At 44.8% G+C, this 18,041-nt stretch carries 24 protein-coding genes; 8 read left to right on the forward strand and 16 right to left on the reverse strand.

Annotated elements, in window-relative coordinates; genetic code table 11:
* Positions 1–20 precede the first annotated feature (20 nt).
* The 11 genes from mgtE to R7Q09_RS20465 form a co-directional block, all read right to left on the reverse strand.
* Positions 21–1,379 carry a magnesium transporter gene (gene mgtE, locus R7Q09_RS20415; protein ID WP_005381121.1) on the reverse strand — a complete coding sequence of 453 codons (1,359 nt, stop codon included), beginning with the start codon at positions 1,377–1,379 and terminating at the stop codon, positions 21–23.
* A gap of 148 nt (positions 1,380–1,527) precedes the next feature.
* Entirely contained in the window at positions 1,528–1,803 is a 276-nt protein-coding gene (locus R7Q09_RS20420) for an HPr family phosphocarrier protein (RefSeq protein ID WP_005381120.1), read from the reverse strand.
* Positions 1,804–1,805: 2 nt separating this feature from the next.
* Positions 1,806–2,669 carry an RNase adapter RapZ gene (gene rapZ, locus R7Q09_RS20425; RefSeq protein ID WP_005381118.1) on the reverse strand — a complete coding sequence of 288 codons (864 nt, stop codon included), beginning with the start codon at positions 2,667–2,669 and terminating at the stop codon, positions 1,806–1,808.
* Positions 2,670–2,683: 14 nt separating this feature from the next.
* On the reverse strand, positions 2,684–3,130 hold the full coding sequence (gene ptsN / locus R7Q09_RS20430) for a PTS IIA-like nitrogen regulatory protein PtsN (protein ID WP_005381116.1): 447 nt from the start codon (positions 3,128–3,130) through the stop codon (positions 2,684–2,686).
* Between the two features lie 2 nt (positions 3,131–3,132).
* Positions 3,133–3,420 (reverse strand): ribosome hibernation promoting factor, encoded by a 288-nt coding sequence (gene hpf, locus R7Q09_RS20435; RefSeq protein WP_005381114.1) that lies wholly within the window; start codon positions 3,418–3,420, stop codon positions 3,133–3,135.
* Positions 3,421–3,444: 24 nt separating this feature from the next.
* Complete coding sequence (locus tag R7Q09_RS20440; RefSeq protein ID WP_005381112.1) at positions 3,445–4,914, reverse strand: RNA polymerase factor sigma-54; 1,470 nt, start codon at positions 4,912–4,914, stop codon at positions 3,445–3,447.
* A 50-nt stretch (positions 4,915–4,964) separates the two neighbouring features.
* On the reverse strand, positions 4,965–5,690 hold the full coding sequence (lptB, locus tag R7Q09_RS20445) for an LPS export ABC transporter ATP-binding protein (RefSeq protein WP_005381111.1): 726 nt from the start codon (positions 5,688–5,690) through the stop codon (positions 4,965–4,967).
* A 1-nt stretch (position 5,691) separates the two neighbouring features.
* Entirely contained in the window at positions 5,692–6,186 is a 495-nt protein-coding gene (lptA, locus tag R7Q09_RS20450) for a lipopolysaccharide transport periplasmic protein LptA (protein ID WP_005381109.1), read from the reverse strand.
* Positions 6,167–6,730, reverse strand: a complete 564-nt coding sequence (lptC, locus tag R7Q09_RS20455; RefSeq protein ID WP_005381106.1) for an LPS export ABC transporter periplasmic protein LptC — start codon at positions 6,728–6,730, stop codon at positions 6,167–6,169. Before lptC ends, lptA begins: the two co-directional genes overlap by 20 nt.
* Positions 6,731–6,816: 86 nt before the next feature.
* A complete protein-coding gene (gene kdsD, locus R7Q09_RS20460; protein WP_005381104.1) occupies positions 6,817–7,788 on the reverse strand; it encodes an arabinose-5-phosphate isomerase KdsD in 972 nt (323 codons plus the stop codon).
* Positions 7,789–7,817: 29 nt separating this feature from the next.
* Positions 7,818–8,783 carry a calcium/sodium antiporter gene (locus R7Q09_RS20465; protein ID WP_005381102.1) on the reverse strand — a complete coding sequence of 322 codons (966 nt, stop codon included), beginning with the start codon at positions 8,781–8,783 and terminating at the stop codon, positions 7,818–7,820.
* A 374-nt stretch (positions 8,784–9,157) separates the two neighbouring features.
* Here R7Q09_RS20465 and mlaF point away from each other — a divergent pair, with 374 nt between their 5' ends.
* The 8 genes from mlaF (at position 9,158) to R7Q09_RS20505 (ending at position 14,599) form a co-directional block, all read left to right on the forward strand.
* Positions 9,158–9,961 (forward strand): phospholipid ABC transporter ATP-binding protein MlaF, encoded by an 804-nt coding sequence (gene mlaF / locus R7Q09_RS20470; protein WP_005388422.1) that lies wholly within the window; start codon positions 9,158–9,160, stop codon positions 9,959–9,961.
* Positions 9,951–10,742 carry a lipid asymmetry maintenance ABC transporter permease subunit MlaE gene (mlaE, locus tag R7Q09_RS20475; protein ID WP_005381100.1) on the forward strand — a complete coding sequence of 264 codons (792 nt, stop codon included), beginning with the start codon at positions 9,951–9,953 and terminating at the stop codon, positions 10,740–10,742. The genes mlaF and mlaE overlap by 11 nt, the downstream gene beginning before the upstream one ends.
* Positions 10,743–10,744: 2 nt before the next feature.
* Positions 10,745–11,233, forward strand: coding sequence for an outer membrane lipid asymmetry maintenance protein MlaD (mlaD, locus tag R7Q09_RS20480; protein WP_005381099.1), 489 nt, complete (start codon positions 10,745–10,747; stop codon positions 11,231–11,233).
* A 2-nt stretch (positions 11,234–11,235) separates the two neighbouring features.
* Positions 11,236–11,874 (forward strand): phospholipid-binding protein MlaC, encoded by a 639-nt coding sequence (mlaC, locus tag R7Q09_RS20485; RefSeq protein ID WP_005381098.1) that lies wholly within the window; start codon positions 11,236–11,238, stop codon positions 11,872–11,874.
* Positions 11,874–12,194 carry a lipid asymmetry maintenance protein MlaB gene (locus R7Q09_RS20490; RefSeq protein ID WP_005381093.1) on the forward strand — a complete coding sequence of 107 codons (321 nt, stop codon included), beginning with the start codon at positions 11,874–11,876 and terminating at the stop codon, positions 12,192–12,194. The genes mlaC and R7Q09_RS20490 overlap by 1 nt, the downstream gene beginning before the upstream one ends.
* A 3-nt stretch (positions 12,195–12,197) precedes the next feature.
* A complete protein-coding gene (gene ibaG / locus R7Q09_RS20495; protein WP_005381092.1) occupies positions 12,198–12,452 on the forward strand; it encodes a BolA family iron metabolism protein IbaG in 255 nt (84 codons plus the stop codon).
* 9 nt (positions 12,453–12,461) lie between these two features.
* Positions 12,462–13,718 carry a UDP-N-acetylglucosamine 1-carboxyvinyltransferase gene (gene murA / locus R7Q09_RS20500; protein ID WP_005388419.1) on the forward strand — a complete coding sequence of 419 codons (1,257 nt, stop codon included), beginning with the start codon at positions 12,462–12,464 and terminating at the stop codon, positions 13,716–13,718.
* 155 nt (positions 13,719–13,873) lie between these two features.
* Positions 13,874–14,599 carry a 1-acylglycerol-3-phosphate O-acyltransferase gene (locus tag R7Q09_RS20505; RefSeq protein WP_005381088.1) on the forward strand — a complete coding sequence of 242 codons (726 nt, stop codon included), beginning with the start codon at positions 13,874–13,876 and terminating at the stop codon, positions 14,597–14,599.
* Between the two features lie 85 nt (positions 14,600–14,684).
* On the opposite strand, the gene R7Q09_RS20510 is transcribed toward R7Q09_RS20505, so the two are convergent.
* The 5 genes from R7Q09_RS20510 to R7Q09_RS20530 form a co-directional block, all read right to left on the reverse strand.
* Positions 14,685–15,074, reverse strand: a complete 390-nt coding sequence (locus tag R7Q09_RS20510; protein WP_005381087.1) for a RidA family protein — start codon at positions 15,072–15,074, stop codon at positions 14,685–14,687.
* A 130-nt stretch (positions 15,075–15,204) separates the two neighbouring features.
* Positions 15,205–15,666, reverse strand: coding sequence for an aspartate carbamoyltransferase regulatory subunit (gene pyrI, locus R7Q09_RS20515; RefSeq protein WP_005381086.1), 462 nt, complete (start codon positions 15,664–15,666; stop codon positions 15,205–15,207).
* A gap of 15 nt (positions 15,667–15,681) precedes the next feature.
* Entirely contained in the window at positions 15,682–16,611 is a 930-nt protein-coding gene (gene pyrB, locus R7Q09_RS20520) for an aspartate carbamoyltransferase (RefSeq protein WP_005381085.1), read from the reverse strand.
* Positions 16,612–16,697: 86 nt separating this feature from the next.
* On the reverse strand, positions 16,698–16,793 hold the full coding sequence (locus tag R7Q09_RS20525) for a hypothetical protein (protein WP_005381084.1): 96 nt from the start codon (positions 16,791–16,793) through the stop codon (positions 16,698–16,700).
* 99 nt (positions 16,794–16,892) lie between these two features.
* Entirely contained in the window at positions 16,893–17,897 is a 1,005-nt protein-coding gene (locus R7Q09_RS20530) for an ornithine carbamoyltransferase (protein ID WP_318071110.1), read from the reverse strand.
* Between the last annotated feature and the right edge of the window lie 144 nt (positions 17,898–18,041).

An 18,041-nucleotide genomic window follows, 5' to 3' on the forward strand; every position in this document is an offset into this window, starting at 1 on the left:
AGGCTTTTTCGTTTTTTCTGTTAGGTAATCAGTATTGTGGCAAGCCCTAAGAAGACAGATAAACCAATCACATCCGTCACCGTTGTTAATGCCATACCACCAGCTAAAGCGGGATCGATGTTCATTTTTTTCAATAGGATTGGAATCGTTACTCCGGCAATACCTGCGACCAATAAGTTGGTCAGCATGGCGGCGGAAATGATTCCTCCGAGCATCCAGTTACCTTTCCAAGCAACAACAATACCACCAATAATCAGCGCCCACATGATACCGTTGAGTAAGCCGATCGAGGCTTCTTTCATTAACAGTTCGCGTTTGTTTGAGTCACCGATATGACCAAGAGCAAGACCACGAATCACTAGTGCGACGGTTTGGTTACCAGCGACACCACCCATGGACGGAACAATCGTCATCAATACCGCAATGGCCGCCATTTGATCTAATGTGGCCTCAAACATGTTAGAAACGGAAGCAGCAGCAAGGGCGGCTAATACGTTAGCGCCAAGCCAGATACTGCGTTTGCGAGCTGATTTTACAACAGGCGCGAAAGTATCTTCGTCATCGTCCATACCCGCCATACTCATCATCGAGTGTTCCGCGTCTTCACGAATAACGTCAACCACGTCATCGATGGTGATACGGCCGACCAAATGCAAGTTTTCATCAACAACAGGTGCAGATACCCAATTACGGCGTTCGAACAGACTCGCAACATCTGAGTCGCTAGTATCGACGGTGATGGCCTCGTCCGCGTCTTCCATTACATCAATGATTTTTACGTCTGGCTGAGTGGTAATAAGCGTCGTGATCGGCAGTTCACCGATGAGCTTACTCTCTTCATCGATCACATACAGGGCATCCGTAGCTTCTGGAAGCTCGCCTTTCATACGTAGATAACGCAAAACTACGTCCACATCGACGTCACCACGAATTGTGATGACGTCGGTGTTCATCAGTCCACCCGCGGTGTCTTCTGGGTAGGATAGGGCGGTTTCGACCCGTAGACGGTCAGAGGAGTCCATTTGCGACAGGACTTCGCGTGACAGGTTGTCAGGCAAGCTACGCAGTACGTAAGCCACGTCATCGGTATCCATGCCTTCTGTCGCTTCTGCAAGCGCTTCTGGTGCCATTTTGGATACGAGGCTGTCTTTGACGTCTTCGTTCAGCTCGTCAAGGATTTCACCATAATCTTCAGGGTCGGTGAGTTGCCAAAGAACTTCACGGCTCTTCCGTGGGGAGGCTTCTAAAAGGTGAGCGATATCCTCAGGTTCCATGTCCTGTAATTGACGACGAACATGGACGAAGCGGCCATTTTCTAGCGCTTCTGTGACTTCTTGGAGGGCTTGGTGAGCTTGGTCGAATTCAATTTGCTCTGCCATTCATTCCTCCCAATTCCTGATATTTACAATGCGTTGAATAATAACTTAATTCTAGGCGCCTTTTAATAACAACTTATGATACTAAGCAAATTTATTTATTAGGTCAGGGAAGAGAAAGATAATGGGAGGTAAGAAAAAAGCGAGTAAACTACTCGCCTTCATCAAATTTATCTTCGATCAAGTGGCAAACGGCATCCAGTGCTTCTTCCGCTTGCCCACCCGTTGCGTGGATCGTGACGTATTGTCCTTGAGCGGACTCTAGCATTAACAGGCCCATTACGCTGTCTGCTGTGGCGGTTTTGTCTTCTTCATTGTCGATGGTGATGACCGCTTCAAAGCTCTGTGCCAGTTCGACCAGTTTGACTGCTGCACGAGCATGTAAGCCAAGGCGGTTTTGAATCAATACTTTACGACTTAACTCCACGGCTATTCCTTAGCGTTTTTCTCTAGTGAGGTATGGCGAATTTGTACTTGGTGTCCTTTGTTGGCGAAGTATTCACCGATTTGCTGAGTTAAGTACACCGAGCGGTGCTTACCACCAGTACAACCGATTGCAACGGTCAGGTAGCTGCGGTTGTTTTTCTCAAGCAGAGGTAACCAATTCTCTATAAAGCTTTCAATTTGATATTTCAAACTTAACACCGATTGGTGTTGCTCTAAAAATGCGGCGATAGGAGCATCCAGACCTGTAAGCGGGCGTAGTGCTGGTTCCCAATGTGGGTTAGGTAAGAAGCGAACGTCGAATACGTAATCGGCATCGGAAGGCAGGCCGTATTTAAAACCAAAAGACTCAAATACCATAACGAGCCCTTTGCGATCTCTGCCTTCAACGCGCATACGCACGGTTTCACTCAATTCATGCAAAGACTGCCCACTACTATTTAGGACCAGATCTGCATGCGCTTTGAGTGGCGTCAAAATTTGTTTCTCACGCTCGATGGCTTGATCGAGCGAGAGGGAGGTGCCACCTAAAGATAACGGGTGAATTCGGCGTGTTTCGCTGTAGCGTTTGAGTAGCGTTTCTTTATTGGCGTCCAAGAAAAGCACGGTCACATCAAGCTCAGTTTTTAACTGTTCTAGTGTACTCGTCAGTTCTTTTAGCTTTTTAGGAATATTGCGAATATCAATGCTGACTGCAACATTCTGTTTGCTGTCAGCAACAGAATGAACAAATGCGTCCAGCAAGTTAACTGGTAGGTTATCAACACAGTAGTAACCTAAGTCTTCCAGTACACGAAGCGCAATACTTTTACCGGCACCTGAGTGCCCGCTAACAACGATTAGTCGCATGGAGTTAGTCCTGCTTATTGGTGAATCATGATGTCGTAAAGTTCTTCATCACTCTGAGCATTACGCAGTAGTTTTAATACTTGCTTATCGCTCAGACGTTCTGCCATAGAGGATAGAGTCTTGAGGTGCTCTTTGCACTGTTCTTCTGGTACAAGGAGCGCAAAAAGAAGATCGACAGGTCGATTGTCAATCGCATCAAATTCGATTGCTTCATCACATTGCAGTAAGACAGCAATGGCCTTGTCGCTTGATTGCATTCTCGCGTGAGGGATCGCAATACCGTTTCCGATACCGGTACTGCCCATTTTTTCTCTATTGAGCATGCATTCGAACAGCTCGGTAGAATCTTGGCCCGTTTGATCAGCCACGATACGGCTGATCATTTCAAGGGCGCGTTTTTTACTCGTGCAGTGGACCGCACTTTTGGTGCAGTCCAATGACAGTATTTCGCTCAGTTGCATGATTAATGACTGTTTAGTTTTTCTTTGTGCTTATTAAGTTGGCGAACCAATTTATCTACCAGCGAATCGATCGCGGCATACATATTTTCGTCATCGGCTGATGCGTGGATTTCGCCTTGATTTATGTGAAGCGTAGCTTCCGCGATTTGAGTAATTTTTTCAACTTTTAGTACAACATGCACTTGATTGATGTGGTCGAAGAACCTTTCGAGCTTCTGAAACTTAGAATTTACATAGTCTTGCATTGAATCGGTAAGATCAACGTGATGGCCTTGAATATTGATTTGCATAGACTTTCCTTTTCAGTTAGTGCCTTATAATAGGCGTTTACGCTGACTTGAAGGGGCAATTCCCAAGGATTCGCGATATTTGGCTATCGTACGTCTTGCGACCTGAATCCCTTGGTCAGCCAGAAGAGCAGCAATCTTGCTATCACTCAGTGGTTTGGCAGTATTCTCTGCTGCGACCAGTTTTTTAATGAGTGCACGAATTGCTGTTGACGAACATTCTCCGCCGTTGTCAGTACTAACATGGCTAGAGAAGAAGTACTTCAATTCAAAAATACCACGTGGTGTATGCATAAATTTTTGCGTTGTTACACGAGAAATCGTGGATTCATGCATGTCCACAGCCAAAGCGACATCATTGAGCACCATTGGCTTCATGGCTTCCTCACCATACTCGAAGAAATCTTGTTGATGTTCAACAATACATCTTGCAACTTTGAGTAGCGTCTCGTTTCTACTCTCTAAGCTCTTAATTAACCATTTGGCCTCTTGCAAATTGCTGCGGATGTACTGGCTATCCGCGCTATTACCTTTGCCTAATTGAGCATATTGTTGATTTACTTTTAATTTTGGCACGCTATCCGGGTTTATAGAAACGGTCCATTTGCCATTGTCTTTAAAAACGGATACGTCTGGAATTACGTACTCGGTATCATCAGGAGTGATGCGACTACCTGGACGAGGATCTAACTGTTGGATAAGCTTTAAGACTTCACGAAGATCGGCTTCTTTCAGCTTAGTCTCTTTGATGACGAGCTTGTAGTCTCGGTTGCCTAGGTGATCAATATGATCCGCAAGTATCATTTTGGCTTCAGCAAGCCACGGCGTGTCTTCTGGGAAGGTCGTCAGTTGCAGTAACAAACATTCTTGTAAGTTACGCGATGCAACGCCAAGAGGATCGAATTGTTGAATGCGTTTACGAACAGCTTCTACTTCGTCTAACTCTATCTCTTCATTATCGAAGCTCTCATGAATCTCTTCAGGCGACAAAGTTAAATAGCCGTAGTCGTCAACAGCGTCAATAATCGCTAATGCAATCGTGCGGTCGGTTTCACTGAATGGTGTTAGGTCAAGCTGCCACATGAGGTAATCATGTAATGATTCAGTGGTTTCGCCCTGGTAGACGGGCATATCATCATCAAGAGCTAAGCCAGTGCTACCAGTATTCGCGCTGTAGACGTCATCCCAAGTCGTGTCGATTTCAAGTTCAGAGCTAATTTCTGATTTCTCTATCACATCGGAGCTATCTGGAACGTCAATTTCTGTTGGTTCGCTAGCACTGTTGCTATCAGCAGCCTCGACCGCTGACTTATCTTCACCGTTTGCTAGAGGCTCGTCTTGGCCTTCTTCAACTTCCAATAATGGGTTTGAGTCCAACGCTTCTTGGATTTCTTGTTGAAGATCGAGTGTCGACAATTGCAATAAGCGAATCGCTTGCTGCAACTGTGGCGTCATGGCTAACTGCTGACCTAGCTTGAGTTGTAATGAAGGTTTCATTCAGTGTTACTTACCTTGTAATGCTCAGAATCTTACCGTTCCTAATATAATCATAGACGGAATTGTTCGCCGAGATAAACTTGTTTCACCTGTTCATTATTGAGAACTTCTGCCGGAGTTCCCGATGCAATTAGGTGCCCTTGGCTCACGATATAGGCTTTTTCACATACGTCCAGTGTTTCACGTACATTATGGTCAGTGATTAACACTCCGAGACCACGATCGCGCAGATGCTCAATGATTTTCTTGATGTCATTAACCGAAATTGGGTCAACACCAGCGAAAGGTTCATCCAATAAAATGAACTGAGGGTTAGCCGCTAAAGCTCGAGCGATTTCCACCCTGCGTCGTTCACCCCCTGATAGTGCCATACCAGCACTGGTTCTGATGTGCTGGATGTGGAATTCTTCCAACAAATCTTCCAGTTTATCTTGGCGCTCTTCCCTCGTCATTTCTTGACGAGTTTCAAGTACGGCCATGATGTTATCTTCTACTGAAAGCTTACGGAAAATCGACGCTTCTTGCGGAAGATAGCCAATGCCAAGGCGTGAACGGCTATGCATCGGTAAAATACTGATGTCATTGTCGTCAATGGTAATGGTGCCCTCATCACGAGGTACTAAGCCGACAATCATGTAAAACGAGGTGGTTTTACCCGCACCGTTTGGACCGAGTAGCCCAACAATCTGACCAGATTCAACTTCTAAGCTAACATCAGTGACGACTTTGCGTTTTTTGTAGCTTTTCGCCAAGTTTTTCGCACTCAGTACTGCCATATTAGTTCTCTATCTGATTGGGTTGCAAAATGGTCGTAACGCGCTCTTCCTTAGAGCTATCTGCGACTAGCTTTTGTTTACCAATTTGGTAACGAATCGAAGAACCTTTGATGGTGTTGTTGTCTTGTGCCAGCTGCGCTTGACCTTTCATGGTCAGTTCGTCTGTAGAAATACGGTAATCCAACTCCGTAGCTTGACCACTAAGTGTTTTACCATCGTCCATCAGCTGAGAAAACTTCGCAGGTTTACCAAATGCTTGAATCTGTTTAATTGCTTCGGTTTTAGGATCGCGAGTTACCACGATTCTATCAGCATCGATATTGATGCTCCCTTGCTTAAGAGATACATCGCCTTCAAAAACAACCTGGTTACTCTTCATATCAACCTGTTGGGTGTCAGAGTTTATGTAAACCGGCTGTTGAGTATCCGACTTGAGTGCCAGCGCTTGAGGCGCCGCCAATACCAGTGCCAGTAGGCTAAGGTGTAACGGTTTCATATCGACCTTGAACTTCATCTGTCAGAGTCGCAGTATGCTGTTTTAGGTTACCTTGCATTGCGCCTCCAGTAGTTTCAAATTGTGGTCCAACCAACATTACTTGTTGGTCAGCTTTAAAATCACGATTGGTTAGATTAATGACCAATTTGTCTGTTGCCATGGTATCAAAACTCGCACCAGGCAGAAGATTTTGCATTAAGACTTTGTCATATAAAGTCAAAACTTGGTCTTCATCTAACACTGCTCTTGTGGCAGTCACCTTCCATTCAATGACGCTTCCTTCACGGTAAACCATCAAAGTCGGGTTATTAAAAATAGTATCTCCACTCTTAGCATAATGGTCTAAGTTAGTGGAGCGAATGATGTAACTGCGGACACCATCTTCACCGTAGGTGATGTTTTCTAATCCAGAACCACTGAACATGGGCAGTTCAGAATCTGGTGCTACTTGAATTGCGTCGTTGCCTTTAGGGGTTAGTAGGTAATAACCGCACCACGCTACAACGAAGATCAAGAGCAAATAAATAAGGCGAGTAAAACTCATATAATGAAGGCCTATCGTTTAGCTCAGTACTTCCCTGACCATTGCCTTTATTCGTCTAATAAATGATTTAAATGTTTGTGCTGATATTACATCACGCCAGCTTTTAGTAAATCGTGCATGTTCAGTGCACCCACAATTTTTTCGTCTTTACATAAAATCAGAGCGTTAATGTTTTTATTCTGCATCAAGTTCAAACCTTCAACCGCCAGCATATCAGGGTGTGCTGTGGTTGGGTTTGTCGTCATGACCTCGCCAATTGCCGTCGTATGAATATCGATACGCTTGTCTAAGGTACGACGTAAATCACCATCGGTGAATATACCAAGCATAGCATCGTGCTCATCGACGATGGCTGTCATGCCTAACCCCTTTTCTGAAATTTCAAGCAGGGCATCGCGAATTAATGCGTCAGGAGAAACTTTAGGTAACGCTTCTCCAAAGTGCATAATATCAGACAACTTAAGTAGCAGTTTTCTCCCCAGTGCACCACCTGGGTGAGATAGGGCAAAATCTTCGGCAGAAAAACCACGAGCTTGAAGCAGAGCTACGGCTAATGCATCTCCCATCACTAATGTGGCAGTCGTACTGCTAGTTGGCGCCAGGCCTAACGGACAAGCTTCTTGAGGTACCGTAATTTGCAGGTGTAAGTCAGACAGCTTGGCCATATTTGATTCTGGCTTACCTGTCATGCTGATGATCTTAATATTCAGGCGCTTTAATACTGGAAATAGAGACAGAATTTCGTTTGATTCACCAGAGTTAGAAATTGCCAGCACAATGTCACCAGGGCTAATCATACCCAAGTCACCATGTGCGGCTTCGCCTGGATGAACGAAAAACGCCGAAGTCCCAGTGCTTGCCAGAGTGGCGGCAATCTTGTTACCAATATGGCCTGACTTGCCAATACCCATAACGACAACTTTGCCGTTGTTGGAAAGGATAAGTTCACACGCTTTTTCAAATTGATCATCAAAGTAGGTATCTAGCTCTTGCAGAGCAGCAACTTCGATATCAAGAACTTGTTTAGCAGCAGCGCGAAAATCAAATTGATTGGACATATCAGATCTCTACTTATTGATCGTGGTAATTAAGCGGTCATGTTTGCGAATAAGTACACTTGGTAACCTAAGAAGCACACAAACAAGATGGCACCTTCAATACGGTTAATACTGCGTGATTTACCCAAACACATCGCGACAAGTAACAATGAAACGCCTAACATGACCCAGAAGTCACGTCCCATCGCGTACTCACTGAGCACCGATGGATTAATGATGCCAGGAATCCCCATTACCGCCAGAATGTTAAACACATTCGAACCGATAATGTTACCGACAGCCATGTCGTCTTCACCCTTTAAAACTCCCGCAAGTGATGCGGCCAGTTCAGGCAGGCTAGTGCCAATGGCGATAATAGTTAGACCGATAACAAGGTCGCTCATACCAAAGTGTTTAGCAATAATTACCGCGTTATCAACCAGCATGCTGGCTGCCAAAGGAAGCAGTATCAAGCCAATAACCACCCACATGATTGCTTTAGGGTTACTGACGCCTTCAGGGATCTCTGACTCTTGGTCATCAAGAAAAACATCACCTGATTTTTGCTCTTTGCGGCTGATTTGCAACATAGCAAATAAAAATGCCCCAAAGAGTACAAACAATAAGACACCCTCATAAAAACCGAGATGGCTATTCCAAAGCAGAATACCAGCGAGTACGGTTACGGCTATCATGAGTGGAAGTTCTCGGCGGATGACGGCGGAGCTAATCGACAAAGGCTTGATCAGCGCTGTAATACCTAGGATTAACGCAATGTTCGCTATGTTTGAGCCTAATACGTTACCCACCGCTGTATCTGTTTTACCATCCCAAGCAGCGGTTGCAGATACCATCATCTCAGGGGCAGATGAGCCCATCGCAAGGATTGTCATGCCGATGACAAGCGGGGAAATACCGACGTTGCGGGCTATCGCTGCAGAGCCAAAAACAAGTTTATCTGCACTCCAAACAAGCAAAACAAGACCGACTATAAGCAACGCAACGGCTTCGAGCATGAGAATTCCTAAGTATTAAATAAGTAAAATGAATAACCGCTAATTTTGACCTTTTGCGGCCTAAAATGGAAGATAAACGAAGAATAAATTAAAGGTTAGTAACGAAAATGTATGTAAATCTCACTCATTTAAATGAGCAATTCTGGTCTAGGATTTAAACACTTCGTGCTAATTAGGTCATAAACCATGAGAAATTGCAGGGATATAGTCGACTTTATTTAATTGAACAGTGCTTTAAATTCAACGCCAATGTGCTTATGATTGCAGCCTAATAAATGTACCGACGTTACTTTATTAAACGTAGAATTCAACTCCGATGAGTATCTGCTTGATGATTCCGTGAGTTGCAACGCTCCTACAGTAGAAGAGATGATATGTCGAACAACGATTTAGTCACCGTGAACAACCTCACTTTTTCACGGGGAGAACGCATGATCTTTGATGATATTGATCTGCATGTTCCTGAGGGCAAAGTGACGGCCATTATGGGACCATCGGGAATTGGTAAAACAACACTGCTGCGTTTGATTGGTGGTCAGTTGTATCCCGAGCAAGGAGAGATCTGGTTTGATGGCGACAATATTCCCTCTCTCTCGCGTAAAAAACTCTACCATGCTCGAAAGAAAATGAGCATGTTGTTCCAGTCAGGGGCTTTATTCACTGATTTGAATGTTTTTGATAATGTCGCCTTTCCATTGAGAGAGCATACCGATTTATCGGAAGATTTGATTCGCACCATGGTGTTACTCAAGCTCGAAGCTGTCGGTCTGCGCGGCGCGGCGCAATTAATGCCGAGTGAGCTTTCAGGTGGTATGGCAAGACGCGCTGCTTTGGCTCGTGCAATCGCACTTGATCCTGACCTGATCATGTACGATGAGCCGTTTGTGGGGCAAGACCCAATCACTATGGGCGTTTTGGTTGAGCTAATTAGCAATCTAAACCAAGCGTTAGGTTTGACCTCTATTGTGGTTTCTCACGACGTACCTGAAGTCATGAGTATTGCTGACTGGGTATACCTGATGGCCGATGGAAAAATCATCGCCTATGGTACGCCAGAAGAGCTGACTCAAAACTCTGATCCTCGTGTCCAGCAGTTCTTACAAGGTGATGCCGACGGTCCTGTACCGTTTCGTTTCCCTTCTCAAAGTATCGAAAAGGACTTATTTGATGGTCGATAACTTCATTCACTTTGTCGCCTCGCTGGGTCGACGCACGCTTTCTATTTGCGGAGCATTTGGTCGTGCGACTTTCATGTTGATTGGGGCGCTATTTTCTAAGCCACAACCGATCAGAAGCTTTCCTCTGCTTGTTAAGCAACTTTATTCTGTTGGTGTTCAGTCGCTGGCGATCATCGTCGTATCTGGTCTGTTCATTGGAATGGTTTTGAGTCTACAAGGCTATGTTGTGTTGGTGGATTACGGCGCAGAAGGCAGTTTGGGGCAAATGGTAGCGCTTTCGTTACTCCGTGAATTAGGACCCGTTGTTACTGCACTTTTGTTTGCTGGTCGTGCCGGTTCTGCGTTAACCGCAGAGATAGGTCTAATGAAAGCAACGGAACAACTGTCTAGCCTTGAAATGATGGCGGTAGACCCATTGAAACGAGTGATTGCACCACGGTTTTGGGCTGGGGTTATCTCAATGCCTTTACTGGCTATGATTTTCATGGCTGTGGGAATTTGGGGCGCTCAGCTTGTTGGTGTTGACTGGAAAGGCGTTGATCACGGCAGTTTTTGGTCAGCGATGCAGTCCTCTGTTGAGCTAGGGCAAGACATTGGTAACAGTATGATCAAATGTTTTGCGTTTGCAATTACGGTTACTTGGGTCGCTCTATTTAACGGTTATGATGCTATTCCAACATCGGAAGGGATCAGCCGAGCAACTACGCGCACTGTTGTGCATTCTTCTTTAGCAGTACTAGGATTAGACTTTGTACTGACCGCATTGATGTTTGGGAATTAATCATGCAACAAACACGTAAAACTGAATTATGGGTTGGCAGCTTTGTATTAGCGGGAATTTGCGCGATTCTTGTGATGATTTTTCAAGTTGCTGACGTAAAAAGCATTGGCTCTGGTGATACTTATACCCTCAAAGCCGAGTTCGATAATATTGGCAGTTTAAAAGTTCGTTCGCCCGTAAAAGTGGGGGGCGTTGTGATTGGTCGAGTAAGTAGTATTTCGCTTAACCCAGACAACTTATTGCCAGTTGTAACACTATCTATCAATAGTAAATACAATCAGTTCCCAGAAACGTCGAGCGTACAAATTTTGACATCTGGCCTGATTGGTGAGCAATACATTGGTTTAGTACCTGGCTTCGTTTTTGATGATGAAGTCATGCTGGTGGATGGTGATACCATCGAAGACACCAAATCGGCGCTTGTGCTTGAAGACTTAATTGGTCAAGTACTATACAGCGTAGGTGGTTCAGACGACTCAAGTAAGGAATAACTATGTTAGCGAGATTACTACTTTCAGTTTGTGCTGTGTTTAGCGTATTTGGAGCAACAGCAGCAGAGGTGGATAAAACTGAACCTTATAAGATGATGAAGCAGGTAGCTGAAGTCACGTTCGAAAGATTGAAAGCCGAACAGCCGAAAATCAAACAAGATCCAAATTTACTTAAAGTGATCGTTGAAGAAGAGCTAATGCCTTACGTCAACTACCGCTATGCAGGGTTAAAACTTCTTGGTCCAAACTTAAAAGGTGCTAAGCGTGAAGATGTACTTGAGTTTATCGATGCATTTCGTGCGTACCTGATTGCGTCTTATGCACAAGTGTTGACGCAATACTCTGACCAAAAAATTGAGTTTGGTCCTGAGCCTAGCATTGATGACTCTAAGCGTATTACAAGCATTAAAGTTGATATCATCGATACTCCGCGTCCAAACATCAAACTTGAGTTTAAACTGCGTAAAGACAACCAGTCTGGTGAGTGGGAAGCATTCGATATGATTGCAGAGGGCATTAGTTTGCTTTCTAGTAAACAATCCGAATGGAACAGTAAAATTCGTCAAGAAGGTATTCTATCTGTTGCTAAAGACCTAGAAAAATTGGCCGCAGAACCGATCCGCTTCGAGGCTAAGAAATAATGGCCCAGACTCCCGCTCAGTGGCAATTGGATCAAAACATTCTTAAGCTAACAGGGGCACTTGATAGAGATACAGTGCCTTCATTGTGGGCGTATGCACAGCAATGGCAACCTGCTCAATCGGAGCTGGAATGCTCGCTAAAAGAGATAGAGCGCGTCGACTCTGCAGGAATGGTGATGTTAATCCACTTATTAGAGCATGCAAAAAAGCAAAACTGTCATATAATGCTCAGTTTCGTGCCGGCGCAACTGCGCACTTTGTTTCAACTGAGCAATGTTGAATCTTTAGTGGCCAAACACATACAGAATTATCAGGGGTAAATTGTGGATAGCGCAAAAGTACAACAGTTATTAGAAGAAGCACTAAACCTTCAAGAAGTGCATGTGAAAGGTGAAGGTAGCCACTATGAAGTGGTTGCTGTTGATGCTTGTTTCGATGGAATGAGCCGCGTTAAGAAGCAGCAGCTAATTTATGCTCCTCTGATGGAATACATCCAGCGTAACGACATTCACGCATTATCAATCAAAGCGTTCACACCAGAAGAGTGGGCTCGTGATAAGAAATTGATGTCGCTTTAAGGTTTATTGATGGAAAAGTTTCGAGTTATTGGGTCAGATAAACCACTAGTTGGTGAAGTGACCATTTCAGGTGCAAAAAACGCAGCACTGCCGATTTTATTTGCGTCTATCTTGGCGGAAGAGCCAGTAGAAGTGGCAAACGTACCACACCTTCGTGATATCGATACAACCATGGAATTGCTTAAGCGTTTAGGCGCGAAAGTAAGCCGCAATGGCTCTGTTCATGTTGATCCAAGCAGTATTACAGAATACTGTGCGCCTTATGACTTGGTGAAAACCATGCGTGCTTCTATTTGGGCTTTGGGTCCTTTGGTGGCGCGCTTTGGTCAAGGTCAGGTTTCTTTACCAGGCGGTTGTGCTATTGGCGCTCGTCCTGTGGATCTGCATATTTCTGGTTTAGAGCAGCTTGGCGCAACCATTACATTAGAAGATGGTTATGTGAAAGCAGAAGTGGATGGTCGTCTAAAAGGCGCGCACATCGTGATGGATAAAGTCAGCGTAGGCGCGACGATCACCATCATGTGTGCCGCAGCGCTGGCGGAAGGCACAACAACACTAGATAACGCTGCGCGTGAGCCTGAAATCGTCGATACCGCTGATTTCCTAAATAAGCTTGGCGCAAAAATCTCTGGCGCTGGCACAGATACCATTACGATTGAAGGTGTTGAGCGCCTAGGCGGTTGTAAACACAACGTGGTTGCTGACCGTATTGAGACGGGAACATTCCTTGTCGCAGCAGCGGTATCTGGCGGTAAAGTGGTATGTCGCAACACTAATGCTCATTTGCTTGAAGCGGTTCTCGCCAAGCTGGAAGAAGCTGGCGCGCTTGTCGAAACGGGTGAAGATTGGATCTCCGTTGATATGACCGACCGCGAGCTAAAAGCGGTAAGTGTACGTACTGCGCCACATCCTGGTTTCCCGACGGATATGCAAGCTCAATTTACGCTACTGAACATGATGGCGAAAGGTGGCGGCGTAATCACTGAGACTATCTTTGAAAACCGCTTTATGCACGTACCAGAACTCATGCGTATGGGCGCTAAAGCTGAGATCGAAGGCAATACGGTTATCTGTGGTGATGTTGAGTCACTTAGCGGTGCGCAAGTGATGGCAACCGATCTACGAGCTTCGGCTAGTTTGGTTATTGCAGGTTGCATTGCTAAAGGCGAAACCGTCGTTGATCGTATTTACCATATCGACCGTGGTTACGACAAAATCGAAAATAAACTGGCTGCACTTGGCGCAAATATTGAGCGAGTGAGCTAGGCAAGTTAAACTGCACCGCAGGTAACTTGGATATCAAGAGAGCCGAAACCTGAGTTTCGGCTTTTTTATATCACTCTCATGACCATATTTTCCCTTTATGGAAAGAGAGATATTAATAGCTGTATCTGGCAAAAGCCGGTTCCTGGAGAACAAGAATGATTGCACTGTTACGTGTATTTGCTGTCGCTATCTTTGCGATTGTTATGTTTATTGGTGGTTGTGGTTACTGCCTATTAAGCCCTAGAAACCCTAAGCACGTTTTCACTTTTGGCCGTTTGTTTGCCAAGATGTCTCGTGTGTTTGGGATTAAGTTAGAGTTGCGTATCCCTGAAGATGCGTATTCACGCGGCCAACATGTTTACATTGCTAACCACCAGAACAACTGGGACATGTTTACTGTTTCTGCGGCTGTGACTCCGAAAGTTGTGACAGTAGGTAAAAAGAGCTTGGCTTGGATGCCACTGTTTGGTCAGCTTTACTGGCTTACGGGTAACATTCTGATTGACCGAGCGAATCGTTCTAAAGCAAAAGGTACTATCGATCAGGTCGTGAGCAGCATGAAAGAAAGTGATGTTTCGGTGTGGATGTTCCCAGAAGGCACGCGTTCTCGTGGACGTGGTTTGCTGCCATTCAAAACAGGTGCTTTTCATGCGGCAATTGGTGCAGGTGTGCCAATCATTCCTATCGTATGTAGCTCGACGAATAAAATTAAGCTGAACCGTTGGAACAATGGTCATGTGATTGTTGAAATGCTACCTCCAATCAGCACTGAAGGCTATGGTAAAGAGGGCATTCGCGAGTTAGCGAATATCTGTCGTGAACAGATGAAAGAGAAGCTTGAATCGTTAGATGAAGAAGTCAAACAGCGCAACGCTGCTTAAGTTTTACTGCGATATCATCACGAAAAGACAATAAAAAACGGGTAGCCTGAGCTACCCGTTTTTTATTGTTTGTCAGCAAGTGCAATTATTTGCGAACAGCGATTGCTTCAATCTCGATGCCAACATCTTTTGGTAGGCGAGCCACTTCTACACAAGAGCGTGCAGGGTAGTTTGCTACGCCGTGCTCATCAAAGAACTTGCCGTAAACTTCGTTCACTGTGCCAAAGTCATTTAGGTCTTTAACAAAAACCGTTAGCTTTACAATATCAGATACTTTAAGACCTGAAGATTCAACTACAGCCTTTACGTTTTCTAGAGACTGACGAGCTTGTTCTGCGATATCAGCAGACACTTCACCTGTCGCTGGGTTTACTGGGATTTGGCCTGAAGTAAGAACCATGTTACCTAGATCTACGCCTTGAACGTAAGGACCGATTGCTGCTGGTGCAGACTCAGTGTGAAGTACTTTCGTCATTTGATTTTTTCCATCAGTTGTAGGGAATAAAGATTCTCAGTTTGCCTCTAAACCCTCGGTAGGTAAAGAGCAAAATACCCTGGCATTGCAGGGTATTTTAAACGTATCACAGCCTAGTCGTGCGGCGTGTTTATCGCTCGGTTACGATCTCGCGTGAGAACACTTTCTCGCAGTATTTACACTTTAGGCGGATTTCTTGTTTTTTCTCGAACACGCTAAAGCTGCTTTCTACTGGTTCATTATGAGAAATACAGTTTGAATTCGGGCATTCAAATACATCATTGATGCGCTCAGGAAGCTCTAACGCGAGCTTTTTCACCACTTCATAATTCTCGATTTGATTCACGGTCGCGTGAGGAGCATACAACGCTAGCTTGCTAGCTTGCTCTTCATTGATAAACACATTTTCGATTTTGAGTAGATCTTTATGACCGAGTGCTGATGATGGCAAGTTCAGTCCAATCGTTACGCGTTGTGATGAATTGTGCATATCGAACAGTCTTAATACTTTGATGCCGATTTGCGCAGGGATGTGGTCGATGACCGTACCATTTTTGATTGCTTCTACCTGCAATTGAGTTTCTTTAGCCATGATTTTTCCCCTCGATTACAGTGTTTCGTTTAGAACAAGCGCCAGCAGTGCTTGGCGAGCATACACGCCATTTTGAGCTTGCTGGAAGAAGTAAGCATGAGGCGTTTTATCAACATCAGTTGTGATTTCATCCACACGTGGTAGTGGGTGCAGCACTTTCAAGTTCTCACGCGCGCCTTCTAGTAGTGCCGCTGTTAGGATGTAAGCCGACTTAATATGTGCGTATTCCGATTCGTCAAAACGTTCTTTCTGTACGCGTGTCATGTACAGAATATCCAGTTCAGGAATCACACTTTCCATGTCTGTGTGTAGGCTATATTGAATGCCAGCTTCATCTAGTTCTTCGCAGATGTAATCTGGCATTGCCAGCGCATCTGGTGCAACAAAGAAGAAGCGGATGTTGTTAAACTTTGCTAAGGCTTGAGTCAGTGAGTGCACTGTGCGGCCATATTTTAGATCACCTACGAATGCGACGTTCAGGTTGTCTAGACGCCCTTGTGTTTCCGCGATGGTGTATAGGTCGAGTAGCGTTTGAGTTGGGTGTTGGTTTGCACCGTCGCCCGCGTTGATCACTGGCACGCCATTTGAAAATTCAGAGGCCAAGCGAGCGGCGCCTTCTTGTGGATGACGCATCACAAAGGCATCGACGTAAGAAGAGATGACTTGTACTGAATCTGCGAGTGTTTCGCCTTTTTTCGCCAGAGAGGTATTACCATCATTATCAAAGCCAATCACGTCACCACCAATGCGCTGAATCGCTGTTTCAAACGATAAACGTGTACGTGTTGATGGTTCAAAGAAACAACTTGCAACGACTTTGTTTTTAATCAGTTCTGGTCGAGGTGCTTTTTTAAGGCTACCTGCTGTTTCTACGATAAGTTCCAGTTCTTCGCGTGAAAGCTCTGGAATAGAGATGATGTGCTTCTGGTAAAGCGAGTTCGCCATGATCTTCTTCCCTATAACATTGATGACTACATCCAAATAACCGAAAGGAATTTTGGACATAAAAAAACCTCCCCAATGGGGAGGTTTTAAAATTCAATAGAATTAACGAAAATAACACCACGTAAGCGTAGTCGCTTAGCGAGAGCAAATCGCGTTTTTACGTCAGCAATCAGCGTGGTCATTTCTTAATCCTCAGACAAATTGCCGAGCATTATACGCTTAACTTTCGTGAGCGCAAGCGATTACATCATGGTTTTTATCGGCTGTTTTTGCGCGCTGGTTTAGCTTCCTAGCGTCGCAACCATCACGGCTTTGATGGTATGCATACGGTTTTCAGCTTCGTCGAATACGATGGAGTATTCCGATTCAAATACCTCTTCTGTTACTTCAAGGCCTTTCATACCGTATTTTTCAGCGACTTCTTTGCCGACGGTGGTTTCATCATTGTGGAAAGCTGGAAGGCAGTGCATGAATTTCACATGTGGATTGCCCGTTTGCTTAATCACGTTCATATTGATTTGATAAGGTGTCATTAACGCTACACGCTCATCCCATGCCTCGGCAGACTCACCCATAGACACCCAAACGTCGGTGTATAGGAAGTCACAACCTTTCACACCTTCCTCAACGCTTTCTGTTAACGTGATTTTTGCACCGGTTTGTTGCGCGATAGTTTGACAAGTTGCCACGAGCTCTTCTTCAGGCCAGAACGCTTTTGGCGCGACAAGGCGAATATCCATGCCCATTTTCGCTGCGCCCACCATAAGTGAGTTACCCATGTTGTTGCGCGCATCACCTAGGTAAGCGAAGGTTACTTCATGTAGCTGTTTACCACGGCCGTGCTCTTGCATAGTCAGGAAGTCAGCAAGGATCTGGGTCGGGTGGAACTCATCCGTTAAACCATTCCAAACTGGAACACCAGCATAAGTACCAAGCTCTTCAACAATGGATTGGCCAAAGCCTCGGTATTCAATCCCGTCGTACATACGACCAAGAACGCGAGCGGTGTCTTTCATCGATTCCTTATGACCGATCTGCGAGCCAGAAGGGCCGATGTAAGAGACTTGAGCACCTTGGTCAAAGGCAGCGACTTCAAACGCACATCGGGTACGAGTCGAAGATTTCTCAAAGATTAGTGCGATGTTTTTACCTTGAAGTGTCTTCTGCTCTGTTCCTGCATATTTAGCTTTTTTCAGCTCTGCAGACAGTTCGAGCAAAAACTGGATTTCTTTGGTTGAGAAGTCCAATAGCTTCAAAAAGTTGCGGTTACGTAAATTGAAAGCCATAGCTCGTCCCTTAGTACATGTGATTAGATTAATAGAATTTATTAAAACATATAAATGCTTTTATTGTGAATAATTATTTTTAAATAAAGCTAAAAAAGGTTGATGTATTCACATCAACCTTAGTTTTGATTCACCTAATGTAAA

This window comes from Vibrio sp. 2130-1, from assembly GCF_033339515.1.